Annotated in this window: 16 protein-coding genes and 1 other annotated feature; of the genes, 1 reads left to right on the forward strand and 15 read right to left on the reverse strand. The window is 37.4% G+C overall.

The window, feature by feature from the left end; translation table 11 throughout:
- Positions 1-50 precede the first annotated feature (50 nt).
- The 5 genes from thrS to ACFQ4X_RS11080 all read right to left on the reverse strand — a co-directional run bounded on the left by thrS (position 51) and on the right by ACFQ4X_RS11080 (position 5,583).
- Positions 51-1,961, reverse strand: coding sequence for a threonine--tRNA ligase (thrS, locus tag ACFQ4X_RS11060; protein WP_379835114.1), 1,911 nt, complete (start codon positions 1,959-1,961; stop codon positions 51-53).
- A gap of 49 nt (positions 1,962-2,010) precedes the next feature.
- Positions 2,011-2,238: a binding site (T-box leader), on the reverse strand.
- A gap of 64 nt (positions 2,239-2,302) precedes the next feature.
- Complete coding sequence (gene ytxC, locus ACFQ4X_RS11065) at positions 2,303-3,172, reverse strand: sporulation protein YtxC (RefSeq protein ID WP_379835116.1); 870 nt, start codon at positions 3,170-3,172, stop codon at positions 2,303-2,305.
- A 110-nt stretch (positions 3,173-3,282) separates the two neighbouring features.
- The gene (locus ACFQ4X_RS11070; protein WP_379835118.1) at positions 3,283-3,939 is read right to left on the reverse strand and encodes an amino acid ABC transporter permease; all 657 of its coding nucleotides are present in this window, start codon (positions 3,937-3,939) and stop codon (positions 3,283-3,285) included.
- Positions 3,940-3,956: 17 nt separating this feature from the next.
- Positions 3,957-4,727 carry a basic amino acid ABC transporter substrate-binding protein gene (locus ACFQ4X_RS11075; protein ID WP_379837144.1) on the reverse strand — a complete coding sequence of 257 codons (771 nt, stop codon included), beginning with the start codon at positions 4,725-4,727 and terminating at the stop codon, positions 3,957-3,959.
- A gap of 130 nt (positions 4,728-4,857) precedes the next feature.
- Entirely contained in the window at positions 4,858-5,583 is a 726-nt protein-coding gene (locus ACFQ4X_RS11080) for a Crp/Fnr family transcriptional regulator (protein WP_379835120.1), read from the reverse strand.
- Between the two features lie 153 nt (positions 5,584-5,736).
- Between ACFQ4X_RS11080 and ACFQ4X_RS11085 the strand changes: the two genes are divergently transcribed.
- Complete coding sequence (locus tag ACFQ4X_RS11085) at positions 5,737-6,246, forward strand: hypothetical protein (RefSeq protein WP_379835121.1); 510 nt, start codon at positions 5,737-5,739, stop codon at positions 6,244-6,246.
- Between the two features lie 20 nt (positions 6,247-6,266).
- Here ACFQ4X_RS11085 and ACFQ4X_RS11090 read toward each other — a convergent pair whose 3' ends face one another.
- The 10 genes from ACFQ4X_RS11090 to ACFQ4X_RS11135 form a co-directional block, all read right to left on the reverse strand.
- Positions 6,267-7,898: a b(o/a)3-type cytochrome-c oxidase subunit 1 gene (locus ACFQ4X_RS11090; protein WP_379835123.1), complete on the reverse strand. Its 1,632-nt coding sequence runs from the start codon at positions 7,896-7,898 to the stop codon at positions 6,267-6,269.
- The gene (locus ACFQ4X_RS11095; protein ID WP_379835125.1) at positions 7,895-8,365 is read right to left on the reverse strand and encodes a cytochrome c oxidase subunit II; all 471 of its coding nucleotides are present in this window, start codon (positions 8,363-8,365) and stop codon (positions 7,895-7,897) included. Before ACFQ4X_RS11095 ends, ACFQ4X_RS11090 begins: the two co-directional genes overlap by 4 nt.
- A gap of 12 nt (positions 8,366-8,377) precedes the next feature.
- Complete coding sequence (locus ACFQ4X_RS11100) at positions 8,378-8,524, reverse strand: cytochrome c oxidase subunit 2A (protein WP_379835127.1); 147 nt, start codon at positions 8,522-8,524, stop codon at positions 8,378-8,380.
- A 374-nt stretch (positions 8,525-8,898) separates the two neighbouring features.
- Complete coding sequence (gene mqnC, locus ACFQ4X_RS11105; RefSeq protein ID WP_066291557.1) at positions 8,899-10,005, reverse strand: cyclic dehypoxanthinyl futalosine synthase; 1,107 nt, start codon at positions 10,003-10,005, stop codon at positions 8,899-8,901.
- Between the two features lie 130 nt (positions 10,006-10,135).
- Positions 10,136-11,080 (reverse strand): primosomal protein DnaI, encoded by a 945-nt coding sequence (dnaI, locus tag ACFQ4X_RS11110; RefSeq protein ID WP_379835129.1) that lies wholly within the window; start codon positions 11,078-11,080, stop codon positions 10,136-10,138.
- A 12-nt stretch (positions 11,081-11,092) separates the two neighbouring features.
- The gene (locus ACFQ4X_RS11115) at positions 11,093-12,475 is read right to left on the reverse strand and encodes a replication initiation and membrane attachment family protein (RefSeq protein WP_379835131.1); all 1,383 of its coding nucleotides are present in this window, start codon (positions 12,473-12,475) and stop codon (positions 11,093-11,095) included.
- A gap of 130 nt (positions 12,476-12,605) precedes the next feature.
- On the reverse strand, positions 12,606-13,067 hold the full coding sequence (gene nrdR / locus ACFQ4X_RS11120; protein ID WP_066291564.1) for a transcriptional regulator NrdR: 462 nt from the start codon (positions 13,065-13,067) through the stop codon (positions 12,606-12,608).
- 72 nt (positions 13,068-13,139) lie between these two features.
- A complete protein-coding gene (locus tag ACFQ4X_RS11125; protein ID WP_379835133.1) occupies positions 13,140-13,535 on the reverse strand; it encodes a cytosolic protein in 396 nt (131 codons plus the stop codon).
- A gap of 105 nt (positions 13,536-13,640) precedes the next feature.
- A complete protein-coding gene (speD, locus tag ACFQ4X_RS11130) occupies positions 13,641-14,024 on the reverse strand; it encodes an adenosylmethionine decarboxylase (RefSeq protein WP_066291566.1) in 384 nt (127 codons plus the stop codon).
- Between the two features lie 288 nt (positions 14,025-14,312).
- Positions 14,313-15,356 (reverse strand): glyceraldehyde-3-phosphate dehydrogenase, encoded by a 1,044-nt coding sequence (locus ACFQ4X_RS11135; protein WP_379835135.1) that lies wholly within the window; start codon positions 15,354-15,356, stop codon positions 14,313-14,315.
- Between the last annotated feature and the right edge of the window lie 135 nt (positions 15,357-15,491).

Here is a 15,491-nt window from a genome sequence, read left to right on the forward strand (position 1 = left end):
GTTATAAATTAAAAGAGCAGCCTTTATTCTACGGCTGCTCTCAATCTTATTTATCTTTTTTCATTAATTTGAGCCAAAATCTTCTCTCTAAAATCTTCATAAGTTACAGTTTCAGATTTTTGCTCTCCGTATTTACGTACGTTTACTGCGTTATCCTCAATTTCCTTATCGCCTAAAACAAGCATGTAAGGGATCTTCTTCATTTGAGCTTCACGGATCTTATAACCCATCTTCTCATTTCTTGTGTCGATTTCAACACGTACGGCATGTTCTTTCAAGTCTTCCTGCAGCTTATATGCGTATTCATTATGAACATCAGATACAGGGATCAGTTTCACTTGTACGGGTGCCAGCCAAGTTGGGAATGCACCTGCAAAATGCTCGACTAAAATTCCTAAGAAACGGTCGATCGAACCATAGATCGCACGGTGAATAACAACAGGACGAACCTTTTGGTTATTTTCATCTACGTAAGTAAGGTCGAACTTTTCAGGCATCTGGAAATCCAGCTGAATTGTTGCACACTGATGGCTTCTCTTAAGTGCATCTTTAATGTGGAAGTCGATTTTAGGACCATAGAATGCGCCGTCACCTTCGTTAAGGTGGTAGTTCATACCCAGATCTTCTAATACATTCTTCAATGCACCTTCAGCTTGTTCCCATAAACGGTCATCACCCATAGAATCTTCAGGACGAGTGGAAAGTTCTACTGAGTATTCAAAACCGAATGTGCTGTAAATTTTATCAACTAACTTAAATACGTTTTTAATTTCACTTTCAATCTGTTGTGGTGTTACAAAAATATGTGCATCATCCTGACAGAAAGTACGTACACGAATCATACCGTTTAATGCACCGCTGTATTCGTGGCGGTGCACCTGGCCAAATTCAGCCATACGCACTGGAAGGTCTCTGTATGAGTGAAGCTTATTTTTAAAGATAAGCATGTGGCCTGGGCAGTTCATCGGCTTCATCGCGAACTTTGTATCATCTACTTCAGAGAAATACATGTTTTCATGATAGTGATCCCAGTGTCCTGATTGCTCCCAAAGGCGCTGGTTCATCATAAATGGTGTACGCACTTCATCATAATCAACTTGACGCTGAAGTTCACGAGAGAAATTTTCAAGCTCTGTACGAATTGTTTGACCGTTTGGAAGATAAAAAGGCATTCCCGGCGCTTCTTCTGAGAACATGAAAAGTTCTAATTCTTTTCCTAGTTTACGGTGATCGCGCTTTTGTGCTTCTTCAATAAAGTGCAGATACTCATCAAGATCTTTTTGGCTCAAGAATGCAGCTCCATAAATACGCTGAAGCATTTGGTTGTCGCTGTCCCCGCGCCAGTAAGCTCCAGAGATGCTCATTAGTTTATAAGCTTTGATTTTTCCAGTTGAAGGAACGTGCGGTCCGCGGCAAAGGTCAAAGAACTCACCTTGCTCATAGATTGTAATCTTTTCTCCTTCAGGAAGATCGCGAATAAGCTCAAGTTTTAAATGATCATTTAATTTCTCGTATATTTCAAGTGCTTCTTCACGTGTTACTTCTTTTCGGACGATTTGAAGATTTTCATTTACAATCTTCTTCATTTCTTTTTCTATCGCTGGAAGGTCTTCTGGTGTTAAATTATGAGCCATGTCTACATCATAATAAAAACCATTATCGATGACTGGTCCGATACCAAGCTTCACATCTGGATATAAACGCTTAAGCGCTTGAGCAAGCAAGTGGGCATTTGAGTGTCGAGTCATCTCAAGACCTTCTTGTGAATCCTGCATTACGATTTCTATTGATGCATCTTCTTCAATTGGGCGTGAAAAGTCAAACAATTGCCCGTTTACTTTTCCTGCAACAGCTTTTTTCTTTAAGCTGGAGCTAATACTTTCAGCAACTTGTTCTGAAGTTACTCCTTTTGGAAATTCCTTGACCGATCCGTCTGGGAATGTAATTGAAATTGACGACATAATAAACATCTCCTTTAATTTATATAAAACAAAAAACACCCGTCCCTATAGAAGGGACGAGTGATTATCTCGTGGTTCCACCCTTGTTCCGCAAAATAATAATAAATTACGGCACTCGGACAGGATAACGGACTGCTGCCGTCAGCGATTACTCGAAATTTTTCACCGCTAAAGTTCAAAGGTGGTAAAGCAAATTTTCGTGTTAGGAAGCTTTCAGCCGGGACTTCCCTCTCTAAAAACCGTAAAAGCTGCTTCATGTCCTCATCAATACAGATTAAATGATAAAATTATAAACTTATTATATGCAGATGCTTTTCAAAAAGCAAGAGGCCAATGACAGTTTATGACTTTTTTTTATACGGATACGGGTTATCCTTTAAAGACATCTTTTCAATTGGTGATATTATAACCTTCTCTTGAAAAATATTTTTTACCGTTTGCAGAAGCGGATGATCCATATCATATGCATAAATCCGGGCAGATGAAGGTGCTAATCCGATTAAAGGACCGAGAAGTCGTTCATCCAAGTTCACTGCATTCGTTAATTTCAATGCCCTGTCATGCAAGTTCTTTAGGTCAGTTTTTGATAGCTGATTTTGCTGTTCATCAAATATAACCACATTCTCACAATCAAAAATGATTACAATATCATTTTTCAAAATAGATTTTTGTTTTGATAAGCACGTACGTAATTGTTCAATAAATAATTGATACTCAAGCTCTAATTTATACTCATCAATAGCACATTCAACAATCTTAAGCAAAGTTGCTAAATAATCTTTAAGACGAAACTTTAAAAAAGCTTCAAACTCTAAGAAGTTTCTTTTTTCGGCTAAGATAGACTGCCACTGACCTCGTATGAGTCCCCACAGACTTGGCAGATTTTTGACCTCTGGAATTCCTTCAATTTCCCCTAAGATAATGCTTTTAGATATTGAGAATATTTCCTTCTGTTCAGCAGAGTCACTATAAAAAAAGGCATGTTCAATCATTTCCTTTAAACAAATATCTTCTACCTTATTCCTTGTAAATTCCGTTAACACATCCAAAATGAATTCTTTATGTTCATGTATGTGCAGTTCAAGAATTTTTGAAGAAGCATCAGATAATTTGGCAAAGGAAGGATTAATTTTATTTTTTGCTGCCGAACGGATTATTTTTTTTAGGACGGCGATTCCGTCAGACGGGTGTGAAAAAGCGATCGTGACCAAGCAAGTCCCCCCCATATAAAATCTCAATAATACAATATATGGGACCAGGTCATAAAAAATGTGAAAAATGTTAGTTAAACAACGAAAAAACAACCCGGAAACCGAGTTGTTTAATCATAAACAAATTTTCGTTCAATTTTGGAAAGGATATAAGCCATACCAAGAGTCAGGATCAAATACATGAGAGCTGCAGTCATGTATGGTTCCCATGGACGATAATACTGACCCATCATCGCCCGGGCATAATACATTAGTTCAGGTGTGGCAATGATTGAAACGAGTGATGAGTCTTTTATCAATACGATAAATTCATTTCCAAGAGGCGGTATCATTCTTCTTGAAGCTTGGGGAAGAATAACATGTTTCATAGCTTGTACGTGATTCATGCCTAATGACCTTGCAGCTTCCATCTGTCCTTTATCAATCGACTGAATTCCAGCCCGGAAAATCTCTGCAATATAGGCAGCAGCATTAAGAGATAATGCTAACACACTCGAAATAAAAACATTTGGCGGCTTCATTATGAGCGGCATCAGCGCTGAATGAATCAGTAAAATCTGAACAAGCAATGGTGTTCCCCGAAAGAAACTGATATACCACATACATGGTAAATTAATATATGGCTTTTTCACAATTTTTCCTAAACCGATAAATAAACCAAGTATTGTTCCAAAAAGAATGCCAAGTAACGAAAGCTGAATTGTTACCCAAGTTCCTTTTAAAAACAATGGCATGTATTCACCTATGATTTGTAAAGAAAATTCCATGTAGACCTCCTGAAAGTTTATTGTTTCAATGCATCTACATTGGGTTCTTCACCAAACCATGTTTTATAGATTTCTGCATACTTGCCACTTTCAATTACTTTTTTCAAAGCTTTGTTAATTTCTTCTTGATGCTCGCCTTTTTTAGGAAAAATAATGCCATAGTACTCACTTTCAAAATTCTCTTTGTCAGTAATTGTGACTAGCTTCTTATCAGGATTATTCTTTGCATATTCCTGAACAACTGCATTGTCTGCAACGACTGCCTCAACTTCCCCGTTTAATAAAGCTTGAATAGCTAAAGTGTTATTCTCAAATTTCTTAATGTTATCGCTCTTACCAAACATTTTTTCTAACGCTTCCTGACCTGTAGTACCATTTTGAACACTTACTTTTTTTCCTTCTAAATCCTTAGCACTTGTAATAGAAGTACCATCTTTTGCAAGGATCATATTAATAGATTCAAAATAAGGTGATGAGAAGTCATAGGTTTTCTTTCTATCATCATTAATTGTGATAGCAGATATTCCTGCATCAACCTCTTCATTTTTAAGAGCAATAAATAGCGGCTCCCATCCTGTGTTTTTCATTTCATATTCGAGACCAGCTTCTTTCATAACCGCTTCAAGCAAATCCACATCAAAACCAACAATCTTGTCCCCATCCAAAGATTCAAAAGGGGCGTATGCTGCATCTGTTCCGATTGTTAATTTATCCCCAGAACCAGCTCCGCAGGCTGCCAGGAATACTGCAGATAACCCGATGACACCCATTTTTAATTTCTGTTTCATATTCATTATTTCGTTTCCCCCTTTATGCTAAATATTCTTATATTATACACAAAATTTTTAATTTAAGGAAAATTCAAATAATAATTTTAAAAGAAAAAGATCCCAATTGTTTGGGACCTCAGTTAAAACTTTATATTCTGCAGATTTCTAAAGGACAGTCCTCACAGCTGCATGCATTTTTTAGATAAGCTAAATCTGTAATCTTAATATTCCCTCCAGCTTCAAAAGTCACAACACCGTCTTTTTTCAGCTGACTTAACATACGGTTAACCGTTTCACGCGATGTCCCTATAAGTTCTGCTAAATCAGTATTCGTAAAATGCTGTGATAAAGTGATACCTGAAGGAGTCATTTTACCATAAGAGTTAGCCAGTCTGATTAACGTTGAACATAATGCTCCTTTTTTTCCATAAAGCATTAGATCTCTAAACTTTGAACGTGTAATAGCATGCATGTTACTCATCCACTTCATGAATTCTACAGCAACTTCGCCATGCTGCCAGATGATTGTTTCTAAATCCTGCTGCTGAATAACACCCACATCACAATCTCTTGTCGCTTTTGCACTATAGTTATAGCGTGAATCCGGAGAAATTCCCAGTTCACCGATTAAATCTCCTTCTTGAAAGATGTAAAGAACCAGTTCCTTACCCTCTTCTGTCACCTTCGTAATTTTAATCTGGCCTTCTCTTAAATAAAACAATTTGTCTGCTGTATCATTGTCTAAAAATAAGTATTGATCTATTTCCACTTTCTTGGGATACATAATACTTTCTAAATATTGAAAAGTGTTTTTTGAAAAAACATCTGTATTTTGATAGGAACAAAAACTTTGTTGCTGTGTGCAGGCACCCATATTTAAAACCTCCCCGCTTCTCATATTTCCATTATAATCCACAATAAAAAATTTAAGTGTGATTTTAATCACACTAGCTGTGAACAATGTGTGATTTTTGATACATCTTTACTTGGAAATTTGTTTTATTCTTTTTTAAAAGGAGGGATCAAAGTGACTGCCGCAGTCATACTAACAGAAATCAGTGAGACTAAAACTTTATCAAAAAATGAAAAATCAGCTGTTGTCAGCTTAATTAGCGAACTTCAGCCCTATTTCAAAGAAATAATAGTGGTTAGTGATCATCCTGCTGTTTATTTGCCTTATGTAAAAGATACCGTTCGTATTCTAACCCCTTTTTACAAAGGAATGGATCCACTATCTTCTCTGCATGCTGCTTTATCTCTAGCGATCTCTGACGATGTTTGGATTCTTCACGAGGCTTTTCCTTTTCCCGGTATTAACACTTTTAAGGAAATAAAGACACTTAAAGAAAACAGCAATTCACAATGTGCAGTATATGATAAGAAGAATCCGAATCTTTTATACAGTATACTTGATAAAAGAGTTCTTCATGTTCTAGATGAAGCGATTAATACGAATAGTAATAGAATAGCAGATTTTTTTAATCATATAGACTGTACTTATTTTCCATTACAAAAAAAGAAAAGCTTGCAAACTTGAAAAAGTTTGCAAGCTTTTTTCTACCAAAACTTATAACCAGGTGATCCTGGCGGCGCATGATCTATCATATGCCAAAAAGGAATCGTATAAGCTATTAAGATCAGCGCAGCACAAATGCCTACCCAGAGCTTCCAATTCTCTAATATTACCGGAGTAGCTACCGCTTCCTCCTCCACCTCTCCTACTGGAAAATCCATTTCTCCTTTCGGTGCTTTAAAAGCCAGATAACCTATGATATACATCAAGAGCAAGATTGCTATAAATAAGATCGTTCCTCCGATTGCCATCGCTGCTTGATAAGGAACCCAATCAAGGGCTTGAGGATGGTCTGAGTAAGTCGTATAGGCCGTTCTGCGAGGTGCTCCAAACAAACCTACTAAATGCATTGCACCGGACATAAAAGCCATACCTACCGTCCACATGATTGTTTGAATGATTCCAAGTTTATTCATTTGCGGTGTTAAAGTTCTCCCACTCAGATACGGAACAAGCCAGTAGGCGATTCCGAAAAAAGTAAGAGCAACTGTTGAAGCAACAGTTAGATGAAAATGTCCGGTGACCCATAAGGTATTATGAATAACCTGGTTTAATTGATGGCTTGCGTTAATGATTCCACCCGCTCCTGCAGGAATAAAAATAAGCATTCCCATCATTGGTGCAAAAAAACGTACATCTTTCCAAGGTAAAACTTTAAACCATCCAAAAAGACCTTTAGCGCCTTTTTTTCTTCCTGCTGTTTCAAAAACGGCAAACATTGAAAATGCAGTCATTAACGAAGGAACAATTACCATAAACGTAAGGACTACTTGGAAAAACTTCCATGAATGCGAGATACCAGGCTCTAAAAGCTGATGGTGAAAGCCTACAGGAATACTGAATAAAAGAAAGAGTACAAAAGAAAGCCTTGCTAATGCATCACTGAATATTTTCCCTCCAATAATTTTAGGGATTACCACGTACCAGCACATATAAGCTGGAAGAAGCCAGAAATACACAAGCGGGTGTCCAAAATACCAAAACAGCGTCCGGCTGATTAATATATCAATTTTATCTACCCAGCCGATCGACCAAGGGATGAACTGAAGGATTACTGTTGCTGCAACGCCTAAAGTTGCGATAAACCATAAAGCCATCGTCATAACAGCCATGTAGCTAAAGAGAGGAGACAGCTTGCTGTTCGTTCTTCTCTTCCAAATATAATACTGATTCCACATAGAGAAAGCGCAAAGCCAGCTTCCCACCACAACATGAACGAGTGCTACATAAAACCATGGTGATGCCTGCAGCGGAGCGTAGAACGTATAAAGTACAGTTGCTTTGTTCAGCAGAATAAATATGGTTGCCAATATTGTTCCGAAAGTCATCATGGCAAATCCAAGCCATGCTGTTCTTCTCGGAACATCATAAAATGCTCCCATAGTTTTACTTATTCCGGCATATAAAAAACCAACAATAAAAAAAGTTGTAAAAATAAGTGCTAATAAAACACCATGAGCAGTTAATAGTTGATAATATCCGATAGAAAGCGGAAGCTCGATTGTACCGCTTCTAACCAATGTCTGCAAAAGACCTGCTATGGCACCAATAAATAGTGCAATAAAACTGACACTTAGAAAACCAAGACTTAACTGTGCATCTCTTTTATCAATCATGACGTCACCTCCAAAGTTACCGCCATTACTTGATGACCAACTCCACAATACTCATTACATAAAATAAGATATTTGCCGGGTTTATCAAATGTATGTGAAATTTTGCTCACATACCCTGGCGTTACCATCATGTTGACATTTGTTGCAGGGATTTCAAAGCCGTGGACAACATCAGTACTTGTCACTTTAAAATGAACGGTTGAACCTTTCGGAACAGTCATTTTAGATGGTGTAAATGTGAAAGCTTGAGCAAGCATGACTGCTTCATATTCCTTATCCCCTACCTTCGTCAGAGCTGGTTTATCGAATGGTGCCGTTAACGTTGCTTTTTGGGGATCGATTGTTTCCATGTGACTTGGAGGCTGGTTCCCCATAGCATAGGCGGAGACACCTACAATTAATAAAAAGATTGTTAAACACACTGCTCCGGACCAAAGCCAGATCTTCTCGTATTTATGAATATGCATCTTCAAAACCTCCTATCTAGATAGATACAGCAAGTAAACTGCTGCCCATGACAAAACGATAAACAAGCCAACACCCATAACAGAAAGAAGAGTTCCTAACAATTCTTTTTCCTTTTTCACCTTTACTTTTTCTTTAGTCTTACTTTGCAGCTGCGGCATCTTCATTCCTCCTTAGGTTTCACACTTAAAGAATAAGCGCAATAAAAAAATACCGCTGTGACAAATGTCATAACGGTATTGAATATGCTTTTTTGTAAACTCTGTCACAGAGAGTAATCAATAACTCCAATGCACTTCATGGAAGTTTATACAAAACCACAAACTCTTAGAAAAGGTAAAAAATACAAATTTGTTTTCGTAAACAATGTTGCTTTTGTAGATGTTGATTTCCGTTCCAGGATGCTCTCTCTCCAATCAACTAGTCAAAGAAGTCTACTCAACAAATAATGTTCAAAAGCAACAATCTTTTAGAAATTAGCCAAATAAAAAACACCTGACTCTTGTTTTAAAATACAGTGTCAGGTGTTCTTGAATTAGTTTTGCATAACAAAATCTTTTTCTGCATTTTCTTCATCTTGGAAAACACGAAGAACTTCATATTTCGTATTTCTCTGAGCAGGAATTTTACCTGCTTCACGAATAAGACGCAACGTTAAGTTTGTATTTACTTTATGTGTAGTTCCAGCAGCAGAAACAACATTCTCCTCCATCATCGTGCTTCCAAAGTCGTTGCAGCCGTAATGAAGAGATTTTTTACCGACTTCTGGTCCCATCGTTACCCATGAGGATTGGAAGTTTGGAATGTTATCTAAGAAAATGCGTGAAATGGCTACGTTCTTCAGATATTCTCTTGGTGTTGTTTTCTCTGCTTTCATATTTGTATTATCCGGCTGGAAAGTCCACGAAATGAAAGCTAGGAAACAATTCGTTTCATCCTGAGCATCACGGACTCTTTGTAAATGAAGTGCTCTTTCTTCAAAAGTTTCCCCAAATCCGATTACCATCGTAGCAGTTGAATGCAAACCAACTTTTTTAGCTGTTTTCATACATTCAATCCACTCTGTCCATGAACCTTTTAGTCTGCTGATCTTTTTGCGCGTACGATCATCAAGAATCTCTGCTCCTCCGCCAGGAAGTGAGTCAAGACCCGCTTCTTTTAATTCACGAAGAACTTCTTCTAGTGATAATCCAGATACTTCAACCATCTTCCAGACTTCAGCTGGTGAGAAAGAATGCATGGTAATATCAAAACGCTTTTTTATCTCTCTCAATAAATCTGTATAATAGCTAAACGGCAGGTTTGGATTCGTCCCGCCTTGCATTAAAATTTCTGTACCGCCAACATCAACTGTTTCCTGGATCTTTTGAAAAATCACTTCATCATCAAGTACATATCCTTCTTCACTTCCAGGAGGACGGTAAAAGGCACAAAATCTGCAATATGTATCACAAAAATTAGTGTAATTAACGTTGCGTCCGATCACAAAAGTAGTGACAGGTTCTGGGTGCCATCTTTTCATAATGATGTCAGCAACTTCTCCCATTCGCTCCACTTCATCACTTTCATATAGTTTAACGGCATCTTCTACAGATAAACGTTCACCATCTAATGCTTTTTGTAAAATTGATTCAATACTCATCGGCAACCTCCGAATCGAATTTCTTATGTACTTATCCTATCATATTTTGATAGAAGAGACAGCTTTGTACGAGAAAGAAAAAGAAAAACAGTGAAAAAAGACCTCTGCCCGCATAACGGACAGAAGTCTATTAGAATTCTTCTCTGAAATTTTTATTGCCGCCCATGAAAACAGGAGAACTTAAGTGCTTAATACGTTCCATAATTCTTAGAGCTTTAACTTCATCAAGTCCGCCCTTTTGCGAGTATGATAAATGCTGCTGCAGCATGTCATAATCACAATTTGACGTATAAAGAGTTGGAAGCTTTTCCATCATTCTATACTGAAGGATGACTCCAATAATCTCATCACGAACCCAGTTTGTCATGTTCTCGGCTCCGATATCATCAAGCATCAGTACTGGAACAGTTTTTAAGAGCTCCATTTTCGTATCAAAACTTCCATCAGAGAGAGATTGCTTCATCTCTCGTAAGAATTCCGGTGTATGAACCATCAGTGAATGAATTCCTTTTTCAGCCAGTCCATTCGCGATTGCCCCAAGAAGATATGTTTTTCCCACACCAAACTTTCCATAAAAATAAATGCCTTTTACCGGCTGGTTGGTCCCTGCCATCTGTACGAATTCATACGCTTTAGAAATCGCATTTCGTCTTGTATCATCAATGCTATGTTTATAAAGTCGGTCAAATGTAGCACCAAGTATCTCTTTCGGTATAAAATAACTCTTTATGAGCGAGGCCATCGATTTTTTATGTTCATCATGTAACTTCAGTTCGCAAGGCTTGTATCGTAATTCTACAGTCTGTCTCACTCTTGTAAGTTCAGATCTATAACCTTGCATCAAATTAGGGCATCTATCTAAGCCAGGACAATTGCTGCATGCCTGCTGTTCATTTTTAAAAGTATAGAAACTAGATAATAATTTATCTGCATGGGTATCTGAAATATCAGGGTTTTCTCTTAAAAAACGCATCACTTTTGGATCTGTAAGGACTTGTTGTTTCATTAATTCGTATTTTTCCTGAAATTTTTCAAATCCCGGCATTTGCTTAACAGATTCCTTTATTGATTCCACGTTAATCCCCCCTTATTTCGAATTATTTAACAAGCTTTCAAGCCATTTTCGATTTTCATCTTCGTTTGAAGAGCTGCTCTCATCCTCTTTTGCCAAATTTGTTTCTGGCTTCAGCCAATCTGGAACAGACACATTTGGCTTTTGATTTCCATTATAAAACTTAGATTTTGATGTCTTCTTTTCTTGCCACTCTTTTGATTTTCTTTTTTCATCCCGCGCAAGCGCCATTGCTTCTGGCACCGTCTGTACTTTTTTTCGCGCCCAATGTGATGCTATTCGTTCTATTAGACCCTTTGCAAGTTTCATATCATTACCAGACAAAACATAATCCAATAGAACATTCGTAACACCCGGTGTTAAATTTTGATCAAGCAAACAATAGGCAACAAGCTTCAAATCAACTTCAGAAGGTGTTGTTCCGCTATAATCTTCTAATAGACGAAACGGTGATACTTCTTCAAAGTATTTAATAAGTTCTTCTTCTTTTGATTTTGGTTCCATCCCTTGAAGTGCTTTAAGGTGAACGGGCTGTGTTCTTAATGCTAACACAGGCAGACCTTCTTCGTGTTCAAAACGATACCATTTTTGAATCTCTCTGCGCAGATTTTCAACATTGATTTCTCCTGTTGAATAATAAACGTTTTGTATTTGTCTGCTCATATCCATTGGTTCAAGCTGATAGATATATGCTAGTTTATAGATCGATTCTTTTAGTTTAGGAGTTAAAACTTCTTTAGGCACTACAAAAGTAGAGATTTGATTAACCATTGCTTCAAAATCAAAGTCTGTCTCACCAAAGGTAACTTTACCCTGCACTCCTTTTTCTAAAAGAGATACATTTTCGGAAACAACATTCTCATTGATCTCAGAATAACTTTTTGATGTCATTTCAGAAGGATGCAAAGAAGTGAAAACATCGCTAAACGAAGCTGTTACTTCAGTAAAACCAGATGAATCTGCTTGCGGAATTAAAAATGATTCCCTTATCTCATTAAACTTTGTTTGTCCAAGACGGTTGAATAAATAGATGCTGAGAAATCCATCTGTGAAAAAAGCTTTTGGAGAAAGCGGCAGCTGCAGATCATATATATATTCCCGGGAGCTCTCACCATCTTTTTTCAGCGTTTTTAATAATCCAATCGCTTCTAGCTTTTTTCTCCCTGATAAAATATCTTTTAAAGAAAATTGCGTTAGATTCATGAGATGCTGATGCTTTTTTGATTGATGGTTCATTTTAGCTTCGCACCATAAAGTCAAATATAAGCTGTGTGCAAATGCTCCTATTAATGGCTGATAGAGCAAAGTCAGTACGTTTTGATCTATCTCATTCAATACGCCTTTGCTCTGGACGGAATAAGTATCAACGGGCACTACTTCCTGAAAATGTACCGTCATCGTCTTCACCCTTTATATACATAAAATTCTCTTAACTATGAAAGAAACTTGGCTGACGTTTCATTTGTCCGTCAGCCAAAGTTGCACTATTACGAAAATAAAAGAGCGTTATAGCTGTTCAACTGAAGCTTTAACGCTCATCTTTGTTAATCAGTTCTTTTAGTTCTTGTATGAATACATTAATATCTTTAAATTGGCGATAAACAGAGGCGAATCTTACATATGCCACCTCATCAGTTTTTGAAAGATGTTCCATTACCTGTTCTCCAACTGCTGTACTGGAAATCTCGGACGCTCCGCTGTTTCTCAGTTCTTTTTCGATATTATCCACTATATTTTCAAGTGTTTCTAAGGGGACAGGTCTTTTTTCACAAGCTTTAATAAGCCCTCTAAGAATCTTTTCGCGGCTAAATTCTTCTCTCTCTCCGCCCTTTTTAACAATGATAAGCGGTGTTTGTTCTACCGTTTCAAATGTAGTAAATCTATAGCTGCAATCTTCACATTCCCGTCTTCGGCGAATAGACCGGCCGCTATGAACAGGTCTGGAATCAAGCACTTTTGTTCCATTATGCTGGCAAGAAGGACACCTCATTGTAATCATCCCCAAAAAATTTTCTATTCTATATCTATCTTAAAGAAAAGGGAGGTTTGTGACAAGCTATTCCTATAAATTTTCAGCCATAGATGTCCCCAAAAACGGGAGTCTTTGTTTTAAAATCTCATATATGCTAGTAATCAGGCGCTGATTATTTCCAAAATTAAAAGGAAGAGCAGACTCTGTTGAAACATTTAGATCTACTGCTGTATGATTATGTCTTACTGTTACTACACTGACCACAACAAATGCAACTTTGGGCTGTCTTACTTCAAATGTCGCTTCTCCCCTTTCCTCAGAAAATCCAAGCTTTGTAAAGTTCGTGTCTTCATCCAAGATTTGTTTTATAACTTTCATCACTTCCGTCTTGTTAGCTTTAAAGTAATGGGTTCGAAGTCTTTCGTCCACATGCTGTTCACTCGTTTCCGCGTGATTTTCCATTAGATTTTGAAGCTTTCTAAACATAATAAACCTCCAAAACGCCATAATTTGTAACGTATTATTCCCTATTTCATAAGAAATAAAAAAGAGGTGTGAAATTTCACACCTCGCTTACATTCTGTTTTTTAATTATTGAGCTGTAACTTTTGATTTGGCAACGGCAATCGGACCCATTCCGCGTGGAACTTCCAGATTTTCACGTTTTTTAGCGCCTAATGCTTCTGAAATGTAATCAGCAGCTACGTTAGGATCAATTCGATCTCCACACGTATAAACATCAATACTTGCATAACCATGCTCAGGAAAACTGTGAATAGTTAGATGAGATTCAGAAATAATGACTACTCCACTTACACCGTGCGGAGCAAATTTATGAAAAGCAACCTCACGAATTTCTGCACCTGCTTTCAATGCAGCATCTACGAAAGTCTCTTCAATAAACTTCATGTCATTTAATTTTTCAGAATCACAACCCCATAACTCAGCAATTACGTGTCTTCCCATTGTATCCATTAGCATAGTCCCCCTTTTAAAAATAATCATGCCTTCAAGCATGCGGTATCGAACATCTACCACGGGGGCAAGTTAGTCCAGAGAGGTCCTAACCCTTTAAGTAGCATTCAATGCCTTAATTTGCTTTATTTGAAGTTCACGAAACATAGTATACTTCTTTTAAAATTGATTTGCAATAATTCTGGGTAAATTTTTTTAATAGTTTTTTTCAACAAAAAAGCATATCCGTATTAAACATAAAGAAGCCGGGAATTTTCCCGGCTCGTTATATTTATCCTTCATTCATCTTTATGAAACGGAAGCGTTTTTCTCTACTGGCACTTTGCTGTTAAGTGCAAATGCTACATGTTTCGCCAAATCAACAACTCGGCAAGAATAGCCCCACTCATTGTCATACCAAGCCAATACCTTGACTTTATTTCCATCCATCACCATAGTCGATAGACCATCAACAATAGAAGAGTTTTCATTTCCGTTATAATCAATTGATACTAAAGGCAGATCACTATACCCTAATACGCCTTTCATTGATCCCTCTGCTGCTGATTGGAATGCATGATTCACTTGGTCTTTTGAAACAGGAGTCTTCAATTCTACAACCACATCAACTAAAGATACATTTGGTGTTGGAACTCTAAGTGCCATTCCATTTAGTTTGCCTTCTAGATGTGGAAGAACTTTAGCAATTGCTTTAGCTGCTCCTGTTGAAGTAGGAATAATGGATGTTCCGCAGGCACGGGCACGTCTTAGGTCCTTGTGCGGGTTATCAATATTTTTTTGATCATTTGTATATGCATGAACCGTTGTCATCATACCGGATTGAACACCAAACTGGTCGTCAAGCACTTTTATAACAGGTGCAAGACAGTTTGTAGTACAAGAAGCATTTGAAATAATATGATGTTCTGACGGAATGTAATCGCTGTCATTTACGCCCATAACAATCGTAATATCTTCATTCTTGCCTGGAGCTGTAATAATTACCTTTTTAGCACCGGCTTCAATATGAAGTCCTGCAGTTTCCTGAGATACAAATTTACCTGTTGCTTCAATTACGATATCAATTCCGAGATTACCCCAAGGCAACTCACGAGGGTCACGGGAATTCACTAAAACAACTTTTTTTCCATTAACAAAAAGGGCATCTTCTGCAGCTACAACATCTCCTGGAAAAGTCCCATGTATGGAATCGTATTTAACCATATGAGCAAGTGTTTCTGCTGGATAGCTGGCATTAACAGCTACAACCTCGAAATCGTCATTCTCCATCATTTTGCGGAAGACCATTCTTCCGATTCTCCCCAAGCCATTAATTGCAATTTTTGCTTTCATGAAGCTGCTCCTTCCAATGTGTTATACTCTTTAAGGTTTCTATCTGCAATTAGTATATCATAATAACCCTCCAAAAGAACATACTTTTATTGAAATTAGGCAAAAAAGGGGCATTTATTGTAATTAAACGTTGCT

Origin of the sequence: Fictibacillus halophilus, from assembly GCF_042680145.1 — a bacterium.
GTDB lineage: Bacteria > Bacillota > Bacilli > Bacillales > Fictibacillaceae > Fictibacillus > Fictibacillus halophilus_A.

Coding starts and splice junctions, on each gene's coding strand:
- thrS (WP_379835114.1), bottom strand. CDS start 1,961: ATGTCGTCAATTTCAATTACATTCCCAGACGGATCGGTCAAGGAATTT.
- ACFQ4X_RS11070 (WP_379835118.1), bottom strand. CDS start 3,939: ATGGAATTTTCTTTACAAATCATAGGTGAATACATGCCATTGTTTTTA.
- ACFQ4X_RS11075 (WP_379837144.1), bottom strand. CDS start 4,727: ATGAAACAGAAATTAAAAATGGGTGTCATCGGGTTATCTGCAGTATTC.
- ACFQ4X_RS11080 (WP_379835120.1), bottom strand. CDS start 5,583: ATGGGTGCCTGCACACAGCAACAAAGTTTTTGTTCCTATCAAAATACA.
- ACFQ4X_RS11090 (WP_379835123.1), bottom strand. CDS start 7,898: ATGATTGATAAAAGAGATGCACAGTTAAGTCTTGGTTTTCTAAGTGTC.
- ACFQ4X_RS11095 (WP_379835125.1), bottom strand. CDS start 8,365: ATGCATATTCATAAATACGAGAAGATCTGGCTTTGGTCCGGAGCAGTG.
- ACFQ4X_RS11100 (WP_379835127.1), bottom strand. CDS start 8,524: ATGCCGCAGCTGCAAAGTAAGACTAAAGAAAAAGTAAAGGTGAAAAAG.
- mqnC (WP_066291557.1), bottom strand. CDS start 10,005: ATGAGTATTGAATCAATTTTACAAAAAGCATTAGATGGTGAACGTTTA.
- ACFQ4X_RS11115 (WP_379835131.1), bottom strand. CDS start 12,475: ATGACGGTACATTTTCAGGAAGTAGTGCCCGTTGATACTTATTCCGTC.
- nrdR (WP_066291564.1), bottom strand. CDS start 13,067: ATGAGGTGTCCTTCTTGCCAGCATAATGGAACAAAAGTGCTTGATTCC.
- ACFQ4X_RS11125 (WP_379835133.1), bottom strand. CDS start 13,535: ATGTTTAGAAAGCTTCAAAATCTAATGGAAAATCACGCGGAAACGAGT.
- speD (WP_066291566.1), bottom strand. CDS start 14,024: ATGGATACAATGGGAAGACACGTAATTGCTGAGTTATGGGGTTGTGAT.
- ACFQ4X_RS11135 (WP_379835135.1), bottom strand. CDS start 15,356: ATGAAAGCAAAAATTGCAATTAATGGCTTGGGGAGAATCGGAAGAATG.